The 18291-nt window shown below is 71.7% G+C and carries 18 protein-coding genes; 8 read left to right on the plus strand and 10 right to left on the minus strand.

Annotation, left to right across the window (positions count from 1 at the left end; translation table 11 throughout):
* Positions 1-144: 144 nt before the first annotated feature.
* Together KI385_RS11665 and KI385_RS11670 are read right to left on the minus strand one after the other, a co-directional pair.
* Complete coding sequence (locus tag KI385_RS11665) at positions 145-1782, minus strand: solute symporter family protein (RefSeq protein ID WP_238572120.1); 1638 nt, start codon at positions 1780-1782, stop codon at positions 145-147.
* Positions 1779-2123: a DUF485 domain-containing protein gene (locus tag KI385_RS11670; RefSeq protein WP_238572121.1), complete on the minus strand. Its 345-nt coding sequence runs from the start codon at positions 2121-2123 to the stop codon at positions 1779-1781. Before KI385_RS11670 ends, KI385_RS11665 begins: the two co-directional genes overlap by 4 nt.
* 220 nt (positions 2124-2343) lie before the next feature.
* On the opposite strand from KI385_RS11670, the gene KI385_RS11675 reads away from it, so the two are divergent.
* Entirely contained in the window at positions 2344-2541 is a 198-nt protein-coding gene (locus KI385_RS11675) for a hypothetical protein (protein WP_238572122.1), read from the plus strand.
* A gap of 188 nt (positions 2542-2729) precedes the next feature.
* Positions 2730-4244: a S8 family serine peptidase gene (locus KI385_RS11680; protein ID WP_238572123.1), complete on the plus strand. Its 1515-nt coding sequence runs from the start codon at positions 2730-2732 to the stop codon at positions 4242-4244.
* A gap of 60 nt (positions 4245-4304) precedes the next feature.
* Here KI385_RS11680 and KI385_RS11685 read toward each other — a convergent pair whose 3' ends face one another.
* The 4 genes from KI385_RS11685 to KI385_RS11700 all read right to left on the minus strand — a co-directional run bounded on the left by KI385_RS11685 (position 4305) and on the right by KI385_RS11700 (position 7702).
* The gene (locus tag KI385_RS11685; protein WP_238572124.1) at positions 4305-5648 is read right to left on the minus strand and encodes a TIGR03086 family metal-binding protein; all 1344 of its coding nucleotides are present in this window, start codon (positions 5646-5648) and stop codon (positions 4305-4307) included.
* Positions 5576-6031 carry a helix-turn-helix domain-containing protein gene (locus KI385_RS11690; protein WP_238572125.1) on the minus strand — a complete coding sequence of 152 codons (456 nt, stop codon included), beginning with the start codon at positions 6029-6031 and terminating at the stop codon, positions 5576-5578. Before KI385_RS11690 ends, KI385_RS11685 begins: the two co-directional genes overlap by 73 nt.
* A gap of 64 nt (positions 6032-6095) precedes the next feature.
* Positions 6096-6797, minus strand: a complete 702-nt coding sequence (locus KI385_RS11695; protein ID WP_238572126.1) for a lysoplasmalogenase — start codon at positions 6795-6797, stop codon at positions 6096-6098.
* Complete coding sequence (locus KI385_RS11700) at positions 6794-7702, minus strand: sterol desaturase family protein (protein ID WP_238572127.1); 909 nt, start codon at positions 7700-7702, stop codon at positions 6794-6796. The genes KI385_RS11695 and KI385_RS11700 overlap by 4 nt, the downstream gene beginning before the upstream one ends.
* 132 nt (positions 7703-7834) lie before the next feature.
* Here KI385_RS11700 and KI385_RS11705 point away from each other — a divergent pair, with 132 nt between their 5' ends.
* Entirely contained in the window at positions 7835-8599 is a 765-nt protein-coding gene (locus tag KI385_RS11705) for a Type 1 glutamine amidotransferase-like domain-containing protein (RefSeq protein WP_238572128.1), read from the plus strand.
* 224 nt (positions 8600-8823) lie between these two features.
* Here the strand turns inward: KI385_RS11705 and KI385_RS11710 are convergent, their stop codons facing one another.
* The 4 genes from KI385_RS11710 to KI385_RS11725 all read right to left on the minus strand — a co-directional run bounded on the left by KI385_RS11710 (position 8824) and on the right by KI385_RS11725 (position 13210).
* Positions 8824-10077, minus strand: a complete 1254-nt coding sequence (locus KI385_RS11710; protein WP_238572129.1) for an amidohydrolase family protein — start codon at positions 10075-10077, stop codon at positions 8824-8826.
* Positions 10074-11423 carry an amidohydrolase family protein gene (locus KI385_RS11715; protein ID WP_238572130.1) on the minus strand — a complete coding sequence of 450 codons (1350 nt, stop codon included), beginning with the start codon at positions 11421-11423 and terminating at the stop codon, positions 10074-10076. Before KI385_RS11715 ends, KI385_RS11710 begins: the two co-directional genes overlap by 4 nt.
* Before the next feature lie 13 nt (positions 11424-11436).
* Entirely contained in the window at positions 11437-12330 is an 894-nt protein-coding gene (locus tag KI385_RS11720; RefSeq protein ID WP_238572131.1) for an SDR family NAD(P)-dependent oxidoreductase, read from the minus strand.
* A gap of 82 nt (positions 12331-12412) precedes the next feature.
* On the minus strand, positions 12413-13210 hold the full coding sequence (locus KI385_RS11725) for an acetoacetate decarboxylase family protein (RefSeq protein WP_238572132.1): 798 nt from the start codon (positions 13208-13210) through the stop codon (positions 12413-12415).
* A gap of 126 nt (positions 13211-13336) precedes the next feature.
* Here KI385_RS11725 and KI385_RS11730 point away from each other — a divergent pair, with 126 nt between their 5' ends.
* From KI385_RS11730 to KI385_RS11750, 5 genes are all read left to right on the plus strand, one after another.
* Entirely contained in the window at positions 13337-13981 is a 645-nt protein-coding gene (locus tag KI385_RS11730) for a TetR/AcrR family transcriptional regulator (protein ID WP_238572133.1), read from the plus strand.
* Between the two features lie 152 nt (positions 13982-14133).
* Positions 14134-15171: a DEDDh family exonuclease gene (locus KI385_RS11735; RefSeq protein WP_238572134.1), complete on the plus strand. Its 1038-nt coding sequence runs from the start codon at positions 14134-14136 to the stop codon at positions 15169-15171.
* A 63-nt stretch (positions 15172-15234) separates the two neighbouring features.
* Positions 15235-15468, plus strand: a complete 234-nt coding sequence (locus KI385_RS11740) for a hypothetical protein (RefSeq protein WP_128508154.1) — start codon at positions 15235-15237, stop codon at positions 15466-15468.
* Positions 15469-15574: 106 nt separating this feature from the next.
* Entirely contained in the window at positions 15575-16450 is an 876-nt protein-coding gene (locus KI385_RS11745; RefSeq protein ID WP_238572135.1) for an SURF1 family cytochrome oxidase biogenesis protein, read from the plus strand.
* A 55-nt stretch (positions 16451-16505) separates the two neighbouring features.
* A complete protein-coding gene (locus KI385_RS11750; protein ID WP_238572136.1) occupies positions 16506-18290 on the plus strand; it encodes a glycoside hydrolase family 15 protein in 1785 nt (594 codons plus the stop codon).
* The last annotated feature ends 1 nt before the right edge of the window (position 18291 follow it).

Consider the following 18291-nt stretch of genomic DNA (forward strand, 5'->3'; position numbering starts at 1 on the left):
GTGGTGGATCACTGTTCCTTCGAGCCTACGCGATGGGTGTGACAGCGGGCAGAGCTGAGAAGCACGAGGTGAGCGGGGCGGCCTCGTAGATCTCTACGACGCCGCCCCGCTTGGGCGCTGTACAGACCGCTCGGTACGGCCCTCTCAGTGAGCTCCGGTCCCGGTCAGTGAGCGGACCTCCAGCTCGGCGTACTTCTTGGCGTCCGGCTCCTCCTTGGAGAGCAGAGATCCCAGCCAGCCGAGCAGGAAGCCCAGCGGGATGGAGATCAGGCCCGGGTTCTCCAGCGGGAAGAAGTCGAAGTCCGCGCCGGGGAACATCGAGGTCTCCTTGCCGGAGACGACCGGCGAGAAGAGCACCAGCAGGACCGAGGAGGCGAGGCCTCCGTAGATCGACCACAGTGCGCCCTGGGTGGTGAACCGCTTCCAGAACAGGCTGTAGAGGAGGGTCGGGAGGTTGGCGGAGGCGGCGACCGCGAAGGCGAGCGCCACCAGGCCGGCGACGTTCAGCCCGCGGGCGAAGACGCCCAGGACGATGGCGACGGCGCCGATCCCGACCGTCGCCCAGCGGGCCGCGCCGATCTCTTCCTTCTCGGTGGCCTTGCCCTTGCGGATGACGTTGACGTAGATGTCGTGGGCGAAGGACGACGACGAGGCGAGTGTGAGGCCGGCGACCACCGCCAGGATCGTCGCGAAGGCGACCGCGGAGATGACGGCGAGCAGCACCGCGCCCCCGGTGGATCCGGCACCGCCGCCGATCACCTCGGCGAGCTGCGGGGCCGCGGTGTTGCCCGCCTTGTTGGCGGCGGTGATCGCCTCCGGCTTGATGAGGGCCGCGGCGCCGAAGCCGAGCGCGATGGTCATCAGGTAGAAGACGCCGATGATGGCGATCGCCCAGTTCACGGACTTACGGGCGGCCTTGGCCGTCGGGACCGTGTAGAAGCGGATGAGGATGTGCGGCAGGCCCGCGGTGCCCAGGACGAGGGCGAGGCCCAGCGAGATGAAGTCGATCTTCGAGGTGGCGCTGGCGCCGTATTTGAGGCCCGGCTCCAAGAAGGCGGAGCCCTTGCCGCTGTTCTCCGCCGCGGCGCCGAGCAGCGTGGAGATGTTGAAGTCGAACTTGAGCGCCACCAGGAAGGTGATCAGCAGGGTGCCGGCGATCAGCAGCACCGCCTTGACCATCTGGACCCAGGTGGTTCCCTTCATCCCGCCGATCGTGACGTAAAGGATCATCACTATGCCGACGAGGACGACGACCAGGATCTTGCCCGCCTCGCTGGTGATGCCCAGCAGCAGGGTGACCAGGGCGCCGGCGCCCGCCATCTGCGCGAGCAGGTAGAAGATCGAGACGACGATGGTGGAGGTGCCGGCGGCCGTACGGACCGGGCGCTGGCGCATCCGGTAGGCGAGCACATCGCCCATGGTGAACCGGCCGGAGTTGCGCAGCGGTTCGGCGACCAGGAGCAGTGCGACGAGCCAGGCGACGAGGAAGCCGATGGAGTAGAGGAAGCCGTCGTAGCCGAAGAGGGCGATGGCGCCGGCGATGCCGAGGAAGGACGCGGCGGACATGTAGTCGCCGGAGATGGCCAGGCCGTTCTGGAAGCCGCTGAACTGCCGGCCGCCGGCGTAGAAGTCCTCCGCGCCCTTGGTCTGCCGGCCGGCCCAGACCGTGATGGCGAGGGTGGCGGCGACGAAGACCGCGAAGAGGGTGATGATCAGGGCGCGGTGCTCGCCCGCGCCACCGGCCGCGAGCTGGAGCGCGAGCGGCTGCTGGGTGAGGTTCATGCGTCGCCCTCCAGACGGGACTTGATGGCCTCGGCCTTGGGGTCGAGCTTGGCGGCGGCGTGCCGGGAGTACCACCAGGCGATGAGGAAGGTGGTGACGAACTGGGCGAGGCCGAGGACGAAGGCGACGTTGAGGTGGCCGATCACCTTGGTGGCCATGAAGCCGCCGGCGTAGCTCGACAGCAGCACGTACACGAGGTACCAGAGGATGAAGGCGACGGTGAGCGGGAAGGCGAACGAGCGGTGTGCGCGGCGGAGTTCATCGAATTCCTCGCTCGACTGCACCTGGATGTAGTCGGGCGGCTCATGCGTTCCCGGGTCGGTGGTCGGTGCGGCGCTCACGGAGTCTCCTGACGCGAAGTGGCTGGTTCCCGGGGCCGCCCGACGGATCCGCGCGGGAGCGGCCCAGGCCGACGATAAAGCGCACGTGAGTGACGTAGATCACGAATGGTAGAGCCGTGTCCCACGATCCAACAGGGGGGCGTTGGTTGAATCCCAGAAGAAACCGAGGGAATGCCCGCGCCGACCGCCACCGTGCGCGGGGCGCTTCGTTGAGCCCGGTGTGAATCCGCCGCCCCAGCAGGCCCCGCAGCCACCCGCTCCCCGTCGGCCCCCGTACGGCAGTGTCCGGCTGCCGGCGCCGCTCACCGTCGCTCCGCCGGAGCCGCGGCCAGGGACCGCCCCGTCCGCACGCCGCTGGTACGGCCCGCGGATCGCACTGCCCCCGCTGAGCATCACCACCCTGCGGCGCAACGGCTGAGGCAACACCCCCTGGCGCGGGATCGGCTGACCCGACAACAGCTGATGTCACATCAATTCCGTATCAGAGGCAGGTTTTCTCCCCGTTCCATTGCTGTGCGTCATTGATCGCCGATAACTTCACGTCTCACTGCATCCGCCCGTGCGCAACCCGCGCACGGGCGGTCTCACGGATGATGTGGAGTCCCCATGGCCCATCCCCGATCCAGACGCATGCGGGCGCTGGCCGTACCGCTCGGCCTGGCTCTGACGGCGTCTCTCGGTTTCCTCCCGAACGCGGCCACCGCCGCGTCCCAGGATTCCGCCCCGGCCGCCGCGGTCACGACCGACGGCCCGCTGCTGTCCTACGTCGTGAACACCACGCCCGGCCATGCCGCGGTCGGCAAGGTGGAGAAGGCGATAGCCAAGGCCGGCGGGAAGGTGATCATCGCCCATGAGCAGATAGGCGTGATCGTCGTCCACTCGGCCAACCCGCAGTTCGCCGCCACCATACGGACGGTGCCGGGCGTACAGACCGCGGGCGCGACCCGCACCGCGCCGATGAAGGCGTCGGGCACCACGGACGTCGGCAAGCCGCAGAAGATCGACCTGTCGAAGTCCCAGCTCAAGGCGGCAAGCAGCGCGGCGAAGGCGAACGGCGAGGAGCCGCTCGAACCGCTGCAGTGGGACCTCCCCGCCATCAAGGCCGACCAGGCCGCGAAGGTGAACCCCGGCAGCAAGAACGTCACCGTCGCCATCATCGACACCGGAGTGGACGACACCCACCCGGATCTGAAGGCCAACTTCTCCGCGAAGCAGTCCGCCAACTGTGTGGGCGGTGTGGCCGATACGTCCAAGGGTGCCTGGCGCCCCTGGGACCCGGACAGCGACTACCACGGCACGCATGTCGCGGGCACGATCGCCGCGGCCCGTAACGGCGTCGGCGTGGCCGGTGTCGCCCCGGGCGTGAAGATCTCCGCCATCAAGGTCAGCGAGCCGGAGACCAGCCTGTTCTACGCCGAGAGCGTGGTGTGTGCCTTCGTCTTCGCGGCGGACCACGGCGTGGAGGTGACCAACAACAGCTACTACGTCGACCCCTGGATGTTCAACTGCAAGGACGACGCCGACCAGGCCGCCATCGTCGACGCGGTCGGCCGCGCGGCGAGCTACGCCCAGCGCAAGGGCGCGATCAACATCGCCGCCGCGGGCAACTCCAACCTCGATCTGGCGGCCCCCAAGCTCCCGGACGCCTCCAGCCCGAACGACTCGACCCCCGTCGAGCGCACCATCAACCCGAAGACCTGCTGGGACGTTCCCACCCAGCTGCCGGGCACGGTGACGGTCGCGGCGACCGGCGTCAACAAGCTCAGGTCCTCCTACTCGAACTACGGCCTCGGCCAGATCGATGTGGCCGCACCGGGCGGCGACTCGAAGCAGGTGCCCGAGCTGCCCGCCAAGAACGGCAACATCCTCTCCACCATGCCGGGCGGCGACTGGGCGTACCTGGCCGGCACGTCCATGGCGACCCCGCATGTCGCGGGCGTGGCGGCGCTGCTCAAGAGCGCGCACCCCAAGTCCAGCCCGCAGGAGATCCAGTGGCTCCTCAAGGAGCAGGCCGACAACCCCGGCTGCCCCACCGGTGACACCACCTGCACCGGCACCAAGCATGTCAACAGCCACTTCGGCTACGGCATCGTCGATGCGCTGGATGCGGTGAAGAAGTAACAGAAGTAGCCGTACCGGGAGGGCCGGGGGTACGCCCCCGGCCCTCCTTGTGCGTCGGGATCAGCCCGGCGCGCGGCCGAGAAAGGCCGCCAGCCGGTCGGTGGCACCCGCGCCGGGCGGGGCCGCGCGCTCCGGGGCGAAGGAGCTGCCCTCGGTGCGCGGCGCGGCGCCGTAGATCCGGCGCGCCGCCGCCAGGGTCTCCTCGGCGACCTGGGGCGCCAGCCCGGTGGGCGCGCCCGTCGCGCGCGCCAGGTCCCAGCCGTGCGCGAGGAGTTCGACCACGACCTGCTGGACGATCATCGCGCCGGGCGCGTCGTAGGGACCGTAGGTGCGGTGCAGCATCCCGCTGCCGGTGAACGCGGCGAGGGCGGCGCGCGCCGAGTCCGTGAAGGCCGCGACATGGTCGTCGCCGAGATGGTCGGCGGTGTGGTCGGTGCGCGGATCGTCCTCGGCGATCGAGGTGGCCATCAGGTTCTCCCACACCATGTGGTCGAGCAGCTGCCGCACGCTCCATCCCGCGCACGGCGTCGGCAGATCGAGGTCCGCCGGCCGTACGGCGGCCACCAGGGCGGCGACATCCCGTGCCACCTGCTCGTAGGCGTACAGGACGCGGTCGGGGTCGGTGCCGTCGAATGCCGAGCGGTCCAGCCCGACGGGCCGGAGATGGGCGCGCAGCGCGGCCGCGGTCCAGGTGCCCGCGGTGTCCCAGCGGGGTGGGGCGGGCCGGCCGGTGACCGTGCACAGCAGCTGCCAGTAGCGCTCGACGGCCGGCTCGGCGGCGGTCTCCAGCTGTTCCAGCAGCCGGGCGCGGGCGGCCGGGCCGTCCTCGGTGGCCGGGTCGGGGGTGCCGGACTGGGTGGGGATCCAGGCGGCGATCAGCTCGGCGACGAGGGGCTCGGCGGCCGGGGAGTCCGGGGCGATACCGGCCGTGACGGCCGCCTCGCCGCGTTCCCGCATCAGCTCGGCGACGCGCACCGCGGCCTGCTCCTGCCCGGTGCCGGGCTCCCCGGCCGCGTCCGTCTCCCCCACGGCGCCGGGCTCCCCGGCCGCGTCCGTCTCCCCCGCCGCGCGGGGCTCCCCGGCCGTGGGGGCCGTACGCGCGCCGTACTCGGCCAGCCGGCGCAGCGCGGCCCGTAGCTCCGGCTCGCGGACCAGCGCGGCCAGTTCGATCCAGGCGCCGATCTGCTCGGGCGTGGGGTCGTCGGGCAGGTCGGGGGTGGCGGCCAGCAGACCGCTGCGGTAGGCGGGGGCGGGCACACCGTCGAGGGCGTCCTCGACGAAGTCCGCGATGATCCGGCGGCGTTCCGCGGCCGACAGACGGGCGAGTTCGGTCATGTGCGGCAGCTCCTCTGCTGCGCTGCCCCGCGCGGCCACCGTACGCAGCACGGCGCGCTGCAGCCGCAAGATGGGGGTCCCCCCATGCCGTTCAGGCTATGGGGGAGGATCTGCGCGTCCAGCGCGTCTGCCCACTGGGCCGCCGTCTCGGCGAACGATGGGGGTCCCCCCATGCCGTTCAGGCTATGGGGGAGCTCGCGGTGCAGTACGGACCGGATCGCCGCCGTCCCGATGCCCAGTTCGCGCAGGCTGCGCACGATTTCCAGGCGGGGCGGGGCGTCCGGGCCGTACAGCCGGTAGCCCGCGGGGGTGCGGGCGGCGGGCGGCAGCAGGTCCGCGTCCGACCAATTCCGGATGGTCTTGACCGGGATGCCGGTCAGGCGCGCCAGCGCGCCGATGGTGAGCAGGCCCGTGCCGTCCTCGTACATGCCGTCCACTGTCGGGTCTCCCACGGGGGGAGACTCAAGCGGCGGCGTATCCGGCCGCCCCGGCCGGGCGTTCACCGGCCGCCGCTCGCTACGGGACGCCCGCTTCGGGGAGCGCCGGAGCGGGGCTCGGCGCGGGTCGCGGAGCTGTGGTGGCGGCGGCCCGGCGCACGCCGCCGGCCAGCGCGAACTGGGCCCCGGCATAGGTGAGCATGATCCAGAACTGCGGGGCCGGCAGCTGTGGCCAGTGAGCGATACCACTCGCGATCAAGGTGTCGGAGAGCAGGAAGAGCAGTCCGCCGGCCGCGGCCCAGGGCCCTGCCCGCAGTGCGCCGAACGCCATCGCTGTGAGCAGCAGGCTGTAGCCGGCGACCGGGATCCGCAGATCGGCCGGGAGGTCCGGCCACAGGAGCACCACGGTGGCGGCCAGGACGACCGCGTAGGCCGCACCGGCTCCGGCGGTCCGCCCGCGCCCGTACGGCGCCCCGTGCCGGGCGAACAGCAGCAGATAACAGACGTGCCCGGCGGCGAACGAGCCCATCCCCACCAGGAAGACGGTGTCCCCGCCGATCTGCAGGAAGGTGTCGCCGCCACAGCCGAACAGCAGCGCGCCGGCCAGCAGCCGGGGGCCGCCGCGCGCCAGGACGTATCCGGCGAGCACCGGCATCAGCGCCGGCTTCGTCAGCTGCGCGACGGCCGTGACTCCCCCGAGCAGCGCCCCGAGGTGGACGACGGCCAGCACGGCGAACGCCCCGAGCAGCGGCCGTACGCCCCGGGGCCAGCGGGCCGTCACGCGGCCGGCTCCTCGACGGAGGCGCGCCCCTTGGTCCCCTTCCGGGACTCCCGGCGCTCCCCCGCCGCGGTCCGCCCGGCCGGCTGCCAGCCCGGCCCGCGGAACACCCGCCCGGCGCGCTCGCCCCAACTGCCCGCGGCCCGTACGTCGCGTGCGATGGCGGCGTACTCATGGGTGGCCACCCGCAGCGGGTTGAACGTCTCGATGTTCTTGGTCAGTCCATAGACCGGCCGCTCGGTCTCGGCGACGAACGAGCCGAACATCCGGTCCCAGATGATCAGGATCCCGCCGAAGTTACGGTCCAGGTAGCCGCCCTGCGAGGCGTGGTGGACGCGGTGGTGGGACGGCGTGTTGAGCACGAACTCGAAGGGCCGGGGCAGCTTGTCGACCCGCTCGGTGTGCACCCAGAACTGGTAGACGAGGTTGACACCGGAGGTGAACGCGATCGCGGCCGGATGTACGCCGAGGGCGACCATCGGCACATAGAACGGCCAGACGGTCCATGTCGTCCAGGGCTGCCGCAGTGCGGTGGTGAGGTTGAACTTCTTGCTGGAGTGGTGCACCACGTGGCAGGCCCACAGGACGCGGATGACGTGGTGGCCGCGGTGCGACCAGTAGTAGAAGAAGTCCTGCGCGAGCAGCATCAGCAGCAGCGTCCACCACAGCACGGGGATCCGCAGCGGGGTGAGCTCGTAGACCGCGGCGTAGATCGCCACGATGGGTATCTTCCACAGCGCATCGAACACGAGACTGCCCAGCCCCATGCCGACGCTGGTGGCCGCGTCCTTGGCTTCGTAGCCCGCCGCATCCTCATCGGGATGCAGGCGACAGCTCACCATCTCGACCACGGTGAGCAGGACAAAGGCCGGTACGGACCACAACACGACATCGGGCAGGTGCGGCATGCCCCGCACGATAAGGGGGGTGAGGGGGGTGCCGCTAGAGGTTGTTACCGATAAGTATGTGAGACGTGCTGTCAGCTGGCGGGTGACCGCGTACCCCGGGTAGCCCGCTTCGACGACCGGAAACGAGGTCCGATGACCACCGCACCCACCATCGCCCTGCTCGGCGGCGGCTTCTCCGACGATCCCGACACGCTGCTCGACGACTTCGTGCTGGACGCCGCCGGGCGGACCCGGCCCAAGGTCTGCTTTCTGCCCACCGCCAGCGGCGATGCGCCGGGGTATATCGAGGGGTTCCACACGGCGTTCGGGGCGCGGGACTGCGAACCGAGCCATCTGGAGCTGTTCCGGCGCAGCGTGAGCGATCTGCGCGCGTTCGTCCTCGCGCAGGACATCGTCTACGTCGGGGGCGGCAACACCGCCAACATGCTTGCCGTCTGGCGGCTGCACGGCCTGGACACGATCCTGCGCGAGGCATACGAGGCCGGGGTGCTGCTGTGCGGCATCAGCGCCGGGGCCTGCTGCTGGTTCGAGCACGCGTTCTCCGACTCCTTCGGCCCGCCGGCGCCGCTCGCCGACGGGCTGGGGCTGCTGCCGGGCAGTCTGTGCCCGCACTACGACAGCGAGCCGCAACGCCGGCCCGGCTACCTTGCGGCCGTCAACGACCGTGTGCTGCCGGGAGGTTGGGCCATCGATGACGGCGCGGCCGGACTGTTCACCGACGGCCGTCTGGTGGACGTCGCCGCCCGCACGCCCGGCGCCACACTCCGCCGTGTGCACGTCGACGAGGACGGTGCGGTGGCTGAGGTGGCGCAGACGGCGCGGTTGCTTCGCGTTCAGGAGCGAGGTGGCGCGGCCGACTCCCGCCGGCCACGACCGCCGTCCGGGCGGGGCCAGTAGGCGCGCTTGTCCATGAGGAAGTCGATGTCGACGGCGCCGTCTTGGGCCAAGCGTCGCGAGTCCGCGAGAGCCTGGGCGCGCCTCCTACCGGCAGCGGCAAGCGCGTCGTCGGGCCACCCGGAGTCCGCGTTGACGGGTGTCTTGGTCACGCTTACGTCTCCTTGCGTAGGTAGCAGGTACGGGTACCGACGATGCCGGATCCAGATGCCCAGCCAGGCCGCACCTCACCACACCCGCACCGCCCCACCCCGGGCGAACGCCGGGCTGGTGGCGGTCGGGGGGATCTGCTCCAGGGGTTCGGCGATCTCGGTGACGGTGGGGCCGACCCGGGCGGCCAGGGGGGCCAGGTGGTGGAGGTCGAAGCCGTAGACGTGGGCGGCGTTGGTGCCGAGAAAGGCGGCGGTCTCGTGGGTGGGGAGGCCGGCGTAGGCCAGGCGCAGGGCCTCGCGGGAGTGCGGGTGGGTGCCCTCGTCATGGGGGTAGTCGCTGCCCCACATGATCTTGTCGAGGCCGATGCGGTGGCGGAGCGGGACCTCGTGCGGGCGCATGAAACTGGCGCCCACGTAGCAGTTGTCGCGCCAGATCTCGGCCGGGGAGCTGCCCATGGCCGCGGCCAGGCCGACGCCGAATTTGGACTCCGCGGTGGCGGCTTTGGACGCCGCCGCGACCAGGCGGCCGTGGTAGTAGTCCAGCATGTCCAGGACGCCGGGGATCCAGCCGGAGCCCTGTTCGGTGAGGACGAGGCGGAGGCCCGGGTGGCGGCGGAAGGCGCCGCCGAAGATGAGGTGCCACAGGGCGCGGTGGGAGAACCACGTCGTTTCGACCATGAAGACGGCTCGGGCGGCGGGTTCGTCGCCGAGGGGCGGGGAGGCCGAGCCGCCATGGTGGTTGACGGGGACGTCCAGCTCGGCGCAGACCGCCCAGAGGGGGTCGTAGACCTCGGAGTGGAGTTCGGGGAGGCCGGAGCCGGGCGGGGTGCCGGGCAGCAGGATGCCACCGGTGAGGCCGGCCTCCTTGGTGCGGCGGACTTCTCGTACGGCCTCGTCGACATCGTTGAGGAGGATCTGGGCGACGCCGGCCCGGCGGCCGGGGGCGTCCGCGCAGAAGTCGGCGAGCCAGCGGTTGTGGGCGCGCAGGCCCGCCCAGCGCTGCTCGAACTCCGCGCGGGTGGGGGCCGGGGCCATCAGGGACGCGGAGGGGAAGAAGGGCGGGATGGTGTTCGGGAAGACGACCTCGGCGACGATACCGTCGGCCTCCAGTTCGGCCAGCCGGCGGCCGGAGTTCCAGTTGCGGTCGGCGGTGTCGGCGAGCAGATCCTCGTAGGGGTTGACGTAGGTCGCCGCCCAGGCGTCGAAGGCCTCGTGGTGCCGGGAGGCCAGGTACGGCCGGTAGTCGAGGAGGTCGGCGCCGGCGTGGCAGTCGGCGGAGATGACGGTGTAGCGGTCGCCCCCGGGCTCGGTCCGTGGTGGATGGCTCATTGTTCGGTCCCCCATACCGGGAAGTCGTGGTCGGTGAGCCAGTGGCGGCCGACCTCACGTGAGCGGGCCCAGGAGGCCTCGACCGCCGACTGGTCGGCGGGCTGGCCGAGTTCGGCGGGGGTGGGGCCGATACGGCGGGCCAGCGGGGCCAGCTCGGCGGTGTCGAAGCCGAAGACCTCGGCGGCGGCCAGGCCGAGCATCCGGCGGGTCTCGGCGACCGGGATGTCGTGGAAGGTCTTCCGCAGCCATCCGCGGGTGTCGGGCCAGGTGCCCTCGGGGTGCGGGAAGTCGCTGCCCCACAGGATGTTGTCGACGCCGATCTCGTAGCGCTGGGCGAGTTCGCGGCGTTTGGTGTTGGTGGCGCAGATGAAGAGCTGCCGGTCGAGGTACTCGTGCGGCGGGCGTTTGAGCTCGGCGAACGGGGAGAGCTTTTTGCCGCCGTGTGCGCCCAGATAGAGGCGGTCCATGAACCACAGGAGGTTGGGCAGCCACCAGCAGCCGGATTCGGCGACGCCGAACTTCAGCCCCGGGTGGCGTTCGAAGACGCCGGACCAGAGCAGGAACCACAGGGGGCGAGCGGGCCACCAGGTCACCTCGGAGACGAAGATCCCGAGGTGGTCACCGTATTCATGGCGGGGCGCCGCTCCGGAGTGGGTGACGACGGGCATCGCGCACTCGGCCGCGGCGGCCCACACGGGGTCGTAGCGGCGGTCGTGGTACGGCTCCTTGTCGACCCACATGGAGGGGATCATCAGGGCGCCGAGCCCGGACTCCTTGGCCCGGTGGATCTCGGCCACGACCCGACCGGTGTCGGCGGTGACCGGCAACAGGGCGACGCCGCAGTGCCGTTCGGGGTGCTCGGAGACGAAATCGGCGAGCCAGCGGTTGTGCGCCTGCGCGCCCGCCATGCCGAGGTCGGGGTCCTGGTCCCCGGAGAGGCCGAGGCCCACACCGAACGGGGCCGCCGTCCCGCTGTCGACGGCATCCGCGTCCGGGAAGACCACCTCCGCGGCCACGCCGTCGCCGTCGAGTTCCTTGAGGCGCTGGGCGGTGTCCCAGCCGCCGCGCAGGCCCTCCTCGTTGTCCTGGAACCACTTGGCGGCGAAGGCGTCGTTGCGGATGCCGAGCCGGGTGGCCTCCGCGCGGCGGGCGTCGCGCTCGCCGAGGAACTCGTCGAAGGCGCGGTGGAAGCGGGCGTCGAGGTAGGGGCGGTACTCCTCGGTGGGGAGTCCGGCGTGGCAGTCGGAGGAGATGATCAGGTACGGATCGGGTGCGTCCTGTCCGCCCCGCGTGTCCTGTCCGCCCTGCCCGTTCTGTCCGCCCTTGGGGTGCTGTGGAGGGGTCATCGCGGAACCTCCTTCAGTCGTCCGCGTCGAGAATGAAGTGCTCCAGGTAGGCGGGGGCGGCGCGGTCGAGCATCGAGGCGGCCCTCGCCCGGATCTGTGCGTCGGTGTGCTCGCTGGGCGGCAGCAGCCAGAAGCGGCCGGCCCGGACGCCGTCGACGACCTGCTGTGCGACGTCCTCGACGGGGGTGAAGGCGATCTCCTGCCCGGCCTCCTTCATCGCCGCCTCCCACTGCGCCAGGCTGCGGTACGGCGTACGGCGCGGCCGGGTCTTGGCGTAGCGCGCGGGCCGGTTGCGGTGCGACTCCCACAGGCCGGTGCGGAGCATGTGCGGGCCGGGGAAGAGCACCGAGGCGCCGATGGGGGCGCGCTCCGCCGTCAGATGGGCGTAGAGCGATTCGGTCATGGTCACCACGGCCGCCTTGGTGACGGCGTAGACGGACGCGGTGGGCAGTGGCGCGATCCCGCCGTCCGTGGAGGAGGTGTTGACGACATGGCCGGGCTCGCCGGCCGCCAGCATCCGGGGCAGAAAGCACTGCACGCCGTGGAAGACGCCCCAGACGTTCACCGCGAACGCCCACTGCCAGTCGCGGGGCTCGTGTTCCCACATCCGGCCCTCGGCGCCGGAGCCCACCCCCGCGTTGTTGCACAGCAGATGGACGGCGCCGAAGGTGTCGTACGCGGCCTCGGCGAGGGCGGCGACCTCCTCCCGTACGCCGACGTCCACGGTGCGCGCCAGTACCTGAGCGCCGTCCACGGCCAGCTCGTCGGCGGCGGCGCGCAGCGGCTCCTCCTCGACGTCCGCGAGGACGACCTTCAGCCCGTCCGCGGCGAAGCGGCGCGCCATGGCCAGGCCGATGCCGCTCGCGGCGCCGGTGACGACCGCGACCTGTCCCGCCGTCAGCTCCATGCCCGCTCACCTCTCCGCGCCACTCGGGCCGACCGCTTCTCCGGCCGGGGGCCCGGGCGTTGCCCTCCGGGACGACACGGCATCAGGCGCTCCCCTCGGGCGGTCCGTCGAGGATCTGCCGTGGATCGTCGTAGCGCTGGTGGACGTACGGCAGCAGGGCCTCGGCGCCGACCCGCTCGACGACCCGGCCCTGCTGGTCGGTGGTCTTCTCGCCGAGGGTGATCTCGACGAGGGTGCGTACGGGCAGGTCGGCGACGGGGTCGTACATCGACTCCCGGAGGACCACGTCCCCGGTGACCTGCTCCAGTTTGCGGACCTTCTCGTTGCGGACGCAGTGCACCAGCACGGGGTCGATGTCGAAGCCCGAACCGTCCACGGCGGGCAGGAACTTGAAGTAGAAGTCGGTCTTGCGTACCGGCTCGGGGACCGGCAGCGGGCCGTTCACCGCGCCGCGCACCTCGACGAAGGCGATGCCGTGCCGGGCGAGCGCGGCACGGACGACCGGGCCGTCGCGCTCGACGGTGACCTCGCCCAGTTTCTTGGGCTCGCCGAAGACCTCGCGGCCGCCGATGAGGGCCCGCTCGTGGGTCATCGGCATGACGAGCGGATACCAGCCGTCGACGCCGTGGTGCGTGGCCGCGACGGCGACCGAGCCGGCGCCCAGCGGGTAGCCGGGCAGGTCGACCTTGCTGATGGTGGCCCGGACCAGCGGGCGGCCGGAAGGTGTGAGCGGCGGCGGCAGGACGGCCGCGACCGCGTCCGGGTCGCTCTCCCAGACGGCCACCACGCCGGTGGACCAGATGTCGGGGAGCTTCGAGCTCGCGGTGCGCGCCGCGGCGATCTCCGCCTCGGTGCGCGCTCCGTAGCGTATGCGTGCCATGTCGTACCACCCTTCGTCTGCGATGACTTGCGGGGGTCGTTCGAGGCGCCTGTAACACTGTTACACCGTGCCGGATGAAGGGTAAAGGGCCTTGCATCAAAGGGAGTTGGGGGATGGTTGAGGAATATGACACGTACCGCGCTGACCGGCGAAGAAGTCCTGACGGCCGCCGCCCGGCTGGTCCGGGCACAGGGCCCGGCGGCGCTGACCATGCGCCGACTCGCCACGGAACTGGGCACCGCCGTCACCTCCATCTACTGGCACGTCGGCAACCGCGAGTCGCTGCTGGACGCCCTCGTCGAGCGCACCGTCCGGGAGATGGGCGAGATCCACCCCGTCGGGCACACGCCGCATGCCCGGATCGTCTCGGTCGCCCGCGCCCTGCGTACGGCGCTGCGCGAGCGGCCCCAGCTGATCGCGATGGTGCACGAACGCGGCCTGACGGAGCGGATGTTCCTGCCCGCGCAGCAGGCGCTGGTCCATGAGATGCACGCCGCGGGGCTGCGCGGGGAGCTCGCCGCGGAGGCGGTGCGCGCCGTCCAGTTCCAGGTCGTCGGCTTCGTCCTGGTCGAGCGCAATCGCGAACGGTCGCCGGAGCAGCACCCGAGCGAGGGCGAGCTGTGGGACTCCCCCACCGCCGGGCACGATCCGGCGCTGGCCCGCGCGCTGGCCGGCCCGGTCGACGCCGAGCGATTGTTCGTCGTCTCGCTGGAGGCGCTGGTGACGTCGCTGCTCGCCCCCGGGCAACCCGCCGGCGGGCCCGCCGGCTGAGCGCCCTTGAAGCGCCGCCCGCGGCGGCGCGGCGGCGCACCGTCAGCGCCCGTGACGAGCCGGGTAATTGTAGGGGCAACGGGCGCCCGGCCGCGCACCGCGCGCGGCGGCGGTTCGGTGGCTGTCGGTGGCGGCCCGTATCCTCAGGGACCATGCTCGAAGACCGCATGCCAGCAGCCGACCCGATCGCACCGAAGATCGGGCAGCAGCCGGGCCCACAGACGCCGCCGGCTCCCTGGCCGACCGCGTATCCCCAGGGATACGCGGTGGTCGACGTGGAGACCACCGGCCTGGCCCGCGACGACCGGATCATCTCCGCCGCCGTGTATCAACTCGACGCACAGGGCGAGGTCCAGGACCACTGGTACACCCTCGTCAACCCGCAGCGGGATCCGGGGCCGGTCTGGATCCACGGTCTGACGAGCGCGGTGCTCGCCGACGCCCCGCTCTTCCCCGAGATCGTCCCGGAGCTGTCCAAGCGGCTCGAGGACCGGGTGCTGGTCGCGCACAACGCCATGTTCGACTGGTCGATGATCGCCCGCGAGTACGCCCGCGCCGCGGCGACCGCCCCGGTGCGCCAGCGGCTGTGCACCATCGCGCTGTCCAAGGAGCTGCGGCTCCCGCTGCCCAACCACAAGCTGGAGTCGCTCGCCGCCCATTACGGCGTGGTGCAGGAGCGCGCCCACCATGCGCTGGACGACGCCCGGGTACTCGCCGAGACGTTTCGTCCCAGTTTGCGGCGGGCCGCGCAGGAGAATCTGCGGCTGCCGCTGCTGAGCTGCCAGCCGCTGACGGAGTGGTCGGACACCCCCGCGCCCCGCCAGCGCGCCAGCGCCTCGTCGTACCGCCCCACCTCCTGGCGGCCGTCCCGTAAGCGCCCGGCGTGCCCGTATCCCAACCCGGGGCGCTTCGAGGCGGGTGGCCGGCTCGTCCAGGGGATGCGGGTCGCCTTCTCGGGCGACACGTCCGTGGACCGCGAGCTGCTGGAGGACCGTGCCATCGAGGCCGGCCTCCATGTCGCCACGAGCGTGTCCCGGCTGACCAGCCTGCTGGTGACCAATGACCCCGACGCGCCGACCTCCAAGACCGCCAAGGCCGCCTCGTACGGCACGGTCGTGATCGACGAGGCGGCGTTCATGCAGCTGCTGCAGGACGTCGAGCCGGCAGCCACGGCGCCTGCTTCCGGGTGAAGCCCGTCCAACACACCCGCCGGCACCTCGCCCCGCGCGGGCGCCGCCCGCACCCTGTGGCGCATGGCACGTTGTGAGGTCTGCGGAAACGAATACGGCATGACGTTCGAGGTGCACGCGCAGGGCGCGGTGCATGTCTTCGACTGCTTCTCCTGCGCCATCCACCGCATGGCGCCGATCTGTGAGCACTGCCGGTGCCAGATCATCGGCCAGGGCGTGGAGGCGGACGGGAAGTGGTACTGCGGTGCGCACTGCTCCCGCTCGGACGGGAAAGTGGGCATCGTCGACAGGGTCTGACCGGGGGATCCGGGAGCAGGCCCGGGAGCCGGTCCACCCGACCGGTGCGGACCGGCGGCCGGACCCGCCGCTCGGGAGCAGGGGCGCCCCAGGTACCGTCGAAGCCGTGTACCGCTTCCTGTTGTCCCGGCAGTGGGTGATCGTCACCCTCGTGGGTCTTGTGCTGATCCCCGTCATGATCAAGCTGGGCTACTGGCAGCTCCACCGCCATGAGCACAAGGTGGCGCAGAACCAGCTCATCGCGAGCAGCCTGGCCGCCCGGCCGGTCCCGGTCACCGAGCTGACCGCCGTCGGCCGGGAGCTGCCCCGCCACGACATGTGGCGCACGGTCACCGCCACCGGCACCTACGACACCGCGCACGAGGTCGTGGTCCGCCAGCGCACCGCCGCCGACGAGCAGAGCATCGGCTACTACGTCCTGACCCCGCTGGTCCTCGGCGACGGCGACGCCGTGCTGGTCAACCGCGGCTGGATCTCGGCGGGCAACGACCTCACCAGGTTCCCGGACGTACCGGCCGCCCCCAAGGGCAAGGTCACCGTGACCGGCCGGATGATGGCCGACGAGACCACCGCAGTCAGCGGCATCAAGGACACCAGGGGCCTGCCCGCCCGCCAGGTCATGCTGATCAACAGCAAGGAGCAGGCGAAGCGGGTCGGCCGGTCGATGCTCGGCGGCTATATCGAGCAGACCGCGCCCAAGCAGTCCGGCGGCACGCCGGAGCTGGTCCCCGAGCCGGACCATGACTCCATCGGCCCGCACATGGCGTATGCGATCCAGTGGTGGCTGTTCGCGGCGGCGGTACCGGTCGGCTGGGTCGTCCTCGTACGCCGTGAGCGCCGCGACCGTGCGGCGGCCGCGGCCGAGGAAGCCGAGGGTCCCCAGGAGGACGCGCAGGCCGGCGGGCAGACCGCGGATTCCGCCGGGTCCGGGGAGACCGAGGCGGCCGGCGACGCCGCGACTCCGGCCCCGGCCAACCCGTAGCCCGGACAGCCGCCACCCCCGCGTAGCGCATCCGCCGGGCGGGAAGGGGCGCTGAGTGCACCCACATATCGAGGACTATGCGCTCATCGGCGATCTGCAGACCGCCGCACTCGTCGGCCGCGACGGCTCCATCGACTGGCTGTGCCTGCCCCGCTTCGATTCCGGCGCCTGCTTCGCCGCCCTCCTCGGCACCAAGGAAAACGGCCACTGGGGGCTGGCACCGCACTCCCCCGATGCCCGCGCGCGGCGCTCCTACCGTGGCGATTCGCTGATCCTCGACACCGTCTGGGAGACCCCCACGGGCAGCGTCCGTGTCACCGACTTCATGCCGCAGCGCGACCGCGCGCCCGATGTCGTACGGATCGTCGAGGGCCTGCGCGGCAGCGTCGAGATGCGCGGGGTGCTGCGGCTGCGGTTCGACTACGGGCGGGTGGTGCCCTGGGTGCGCGCCGCCGAGGGCTGCCGGGTCGCGATCGCCGGGCCGGACTCGGTGTGGCTGCGCACCCCGGCCCAAGGCCGCACCTACGGCAAGGACTTCAGCACCCGTTCGGACTTCACCGTCGCCGAGGGCGAGCGCACCGCGTTCGTCCTGACCTGGCACCCCTCGCACGAGCCCCGGCCGACCCGGATCGACCCGTTCGAGGCGCTCCAGGACACCCTGGAGGACTGGCACGCATGGTCCGCGCGCTGCCGCTACAACGGCCCGCACCGCGAGGCCGTGATCCGCTCACTGATCATCCTCAAGGCCCTCACCTACGCGCCCACCGGCGGTATCGTCGCGGCCCCCACCACCTCGCTGCCCGAGGAGCTGGGCGGCGTACGCAACTGGGACTATCGCTACTGCTGGCTGCGCGACGCCAGCCTCACCCTGAACTGCCTGCTCTCCGCCGGATATCTGGAAGAGGCCGGCGCCTGGCGGGACTGGCTGCTGCGCGCGGTGGCCGGCGCCCCCGACGATCTGCAGATCATGTACGGGCTGGCCGGTGAGCGGCGGCTGCCGGAGACCGAGCTGCCGTGGCTGGCCGGATACCTCGACTCCGCGCCCGTACGCATCGGCAACGCCGCCGTCGAACAGCGGCAGCTCGATGTCTACGGCGAGGTGATCGACTCCTTCCACATCGCGCGCACGGCCGGGCTGCCGGCGGAGCCGCACGCCTGGAGCATCCAGCGCGCGCTGGTGGACTACCTGGAGTCCACCTGGCGCGACCCCGACGAGGGGCTGTGGGAGATCCGCGGGTCGCGCCGGCACTTCGTGCACTCCAAGGTCATGGCCTGGGTAGCGGCCGACCGGGCGGTGCGGACGATCGAGATGTACCCGAAGCTCAGCGGGGACCTCGACCGCTGGCGGGCGATGCGCGACGAGGTCCACCGGGAGGTGTGCGCACAGGGGTACGACGCCGACCGCGGCACCTTCACCCAGTTCTACGGCTCCACGGAACTGGACGCCGCGACCCTGCTGATCCCCCGTGTCGGCTTTCTGCCGGCTGACGACCCGCGGGTCGTCGGCACCATCGACACGGTGCGCAGGGAACTGTCGCACGACGGTCTGCTGCGCCGTTACAGCACCGAGGGCGGCTCGGTCGACGGGCTGCCGGGCGGCGAGGGCGCGTTCCTGGCCTGCTCGTTCTGGCTCGTCGACGCGCTGCAGCTGAGCGGCCGGCGGGACGAGGCCCGGGAGCTGTTCGAGCGGCTGCTGGCGCTGCGCAACGATGTGGGGCTGCTCTCCGAGGAGTACGACCCGGCCGCGCGGCGCCAGCTGGGCAACTTCCCGCAGGCGTTCAGCCATATCGGCCTGGTGGGGACCGCCTTCGGGCTGCTCGACGGGGCAGGGGCAGACTAGG

This window comes from Streptomyces inhibens, assembly GCF_022221585.1.
GTDB classification, from domain to species: domain Bacteria; phylum Actinomycetota; class Actinomycetes; order Streptomycetales; family Streptomycetaceae; genus Streptomyces; species Streptomyces inhibens.

Excerpts from the sequence above, each read along its gene's own strand:
- KI385_RS11665 (WP_238572120.1), bottom strand. The coding sequence starts at position 1,782 with ATGAACCTCACCCAGCAGCCGCTCGCGCTCCAGCTCGCGGCCGGTGGC.
- KI385_RS11680 (WP_238572123.1), top strand. The coding sequence starts at position 2,730 with ATGGCCCATCCCCGATCCAGACGCATGCGGGCGCTGGCCGTACCGCTC.
- KI385_RS11700 (WP_238572127.1), bottom strand. The coding sequence starts at position 7,702 with ATGCCGCACCTGCCCGATGTCGTGTTGTGGTCCGTACCGGCCTTTGTC.
- KI385_RS11705 (WP_238572128.1), top strand. The coding sequence starts at position 7,835 with ATGACCACCGCACCCACCATCGCCCTGCTCGGCGGCGGCTTCTCCGAC.
- KI385_RS11710 (WP_238572129.1), bottom strand. The coding sequence starts at position 10,077 with ATGAGCCATCCACCACGGACCGAGCCCGGGGGCGACCGCTACACCGTC.
- KI385_RS11715 (WP_238572130.1), bottom strand. The coding sequence starts at position 11,423 with ATGACCCCTCCACAGCACCCCAAGGGCGGACAGAACGGGCAGGGCGGA.
- KI385_RS11720 (WP_238572131.1), bottom strand. The coding sequence starts at position 12,330 with ATGGAGCTGACGGCGGGACAGGTCGCGGTCGTCACCGGCGCCGCGAGC.
- KI385_RS11725 (WP_238572132.1), bottom strand. The coding sequence starts at position 13,210 with ATGGCACGCATACGCTACGGAGCGCGCACCGAGGCGGAGATCGCCGCG.
- KI385_RS11730 (WP_238572133.1), top strand. The coding sequence starts at position 13,337 with ATGACACGTACCGCGCTGACCGGCGAAGAAGTCCTGACGGCCGCCGCC.
- KI385_RS11735 (WP_238572134.1), top strand. The coding sequence starts at position 14,134 with ATGCTCGAAGACCGCATGCCAGCAGCCGACCCGATCGCACCGAAGATC.
- KI385_RS11740 (WP_128508154.1), top strand. The coding sequence starts at position 15,235 with ATGGCACGTTGTGAGGTCTGCGGAAACGAATACGGCATGACGTTCGAG.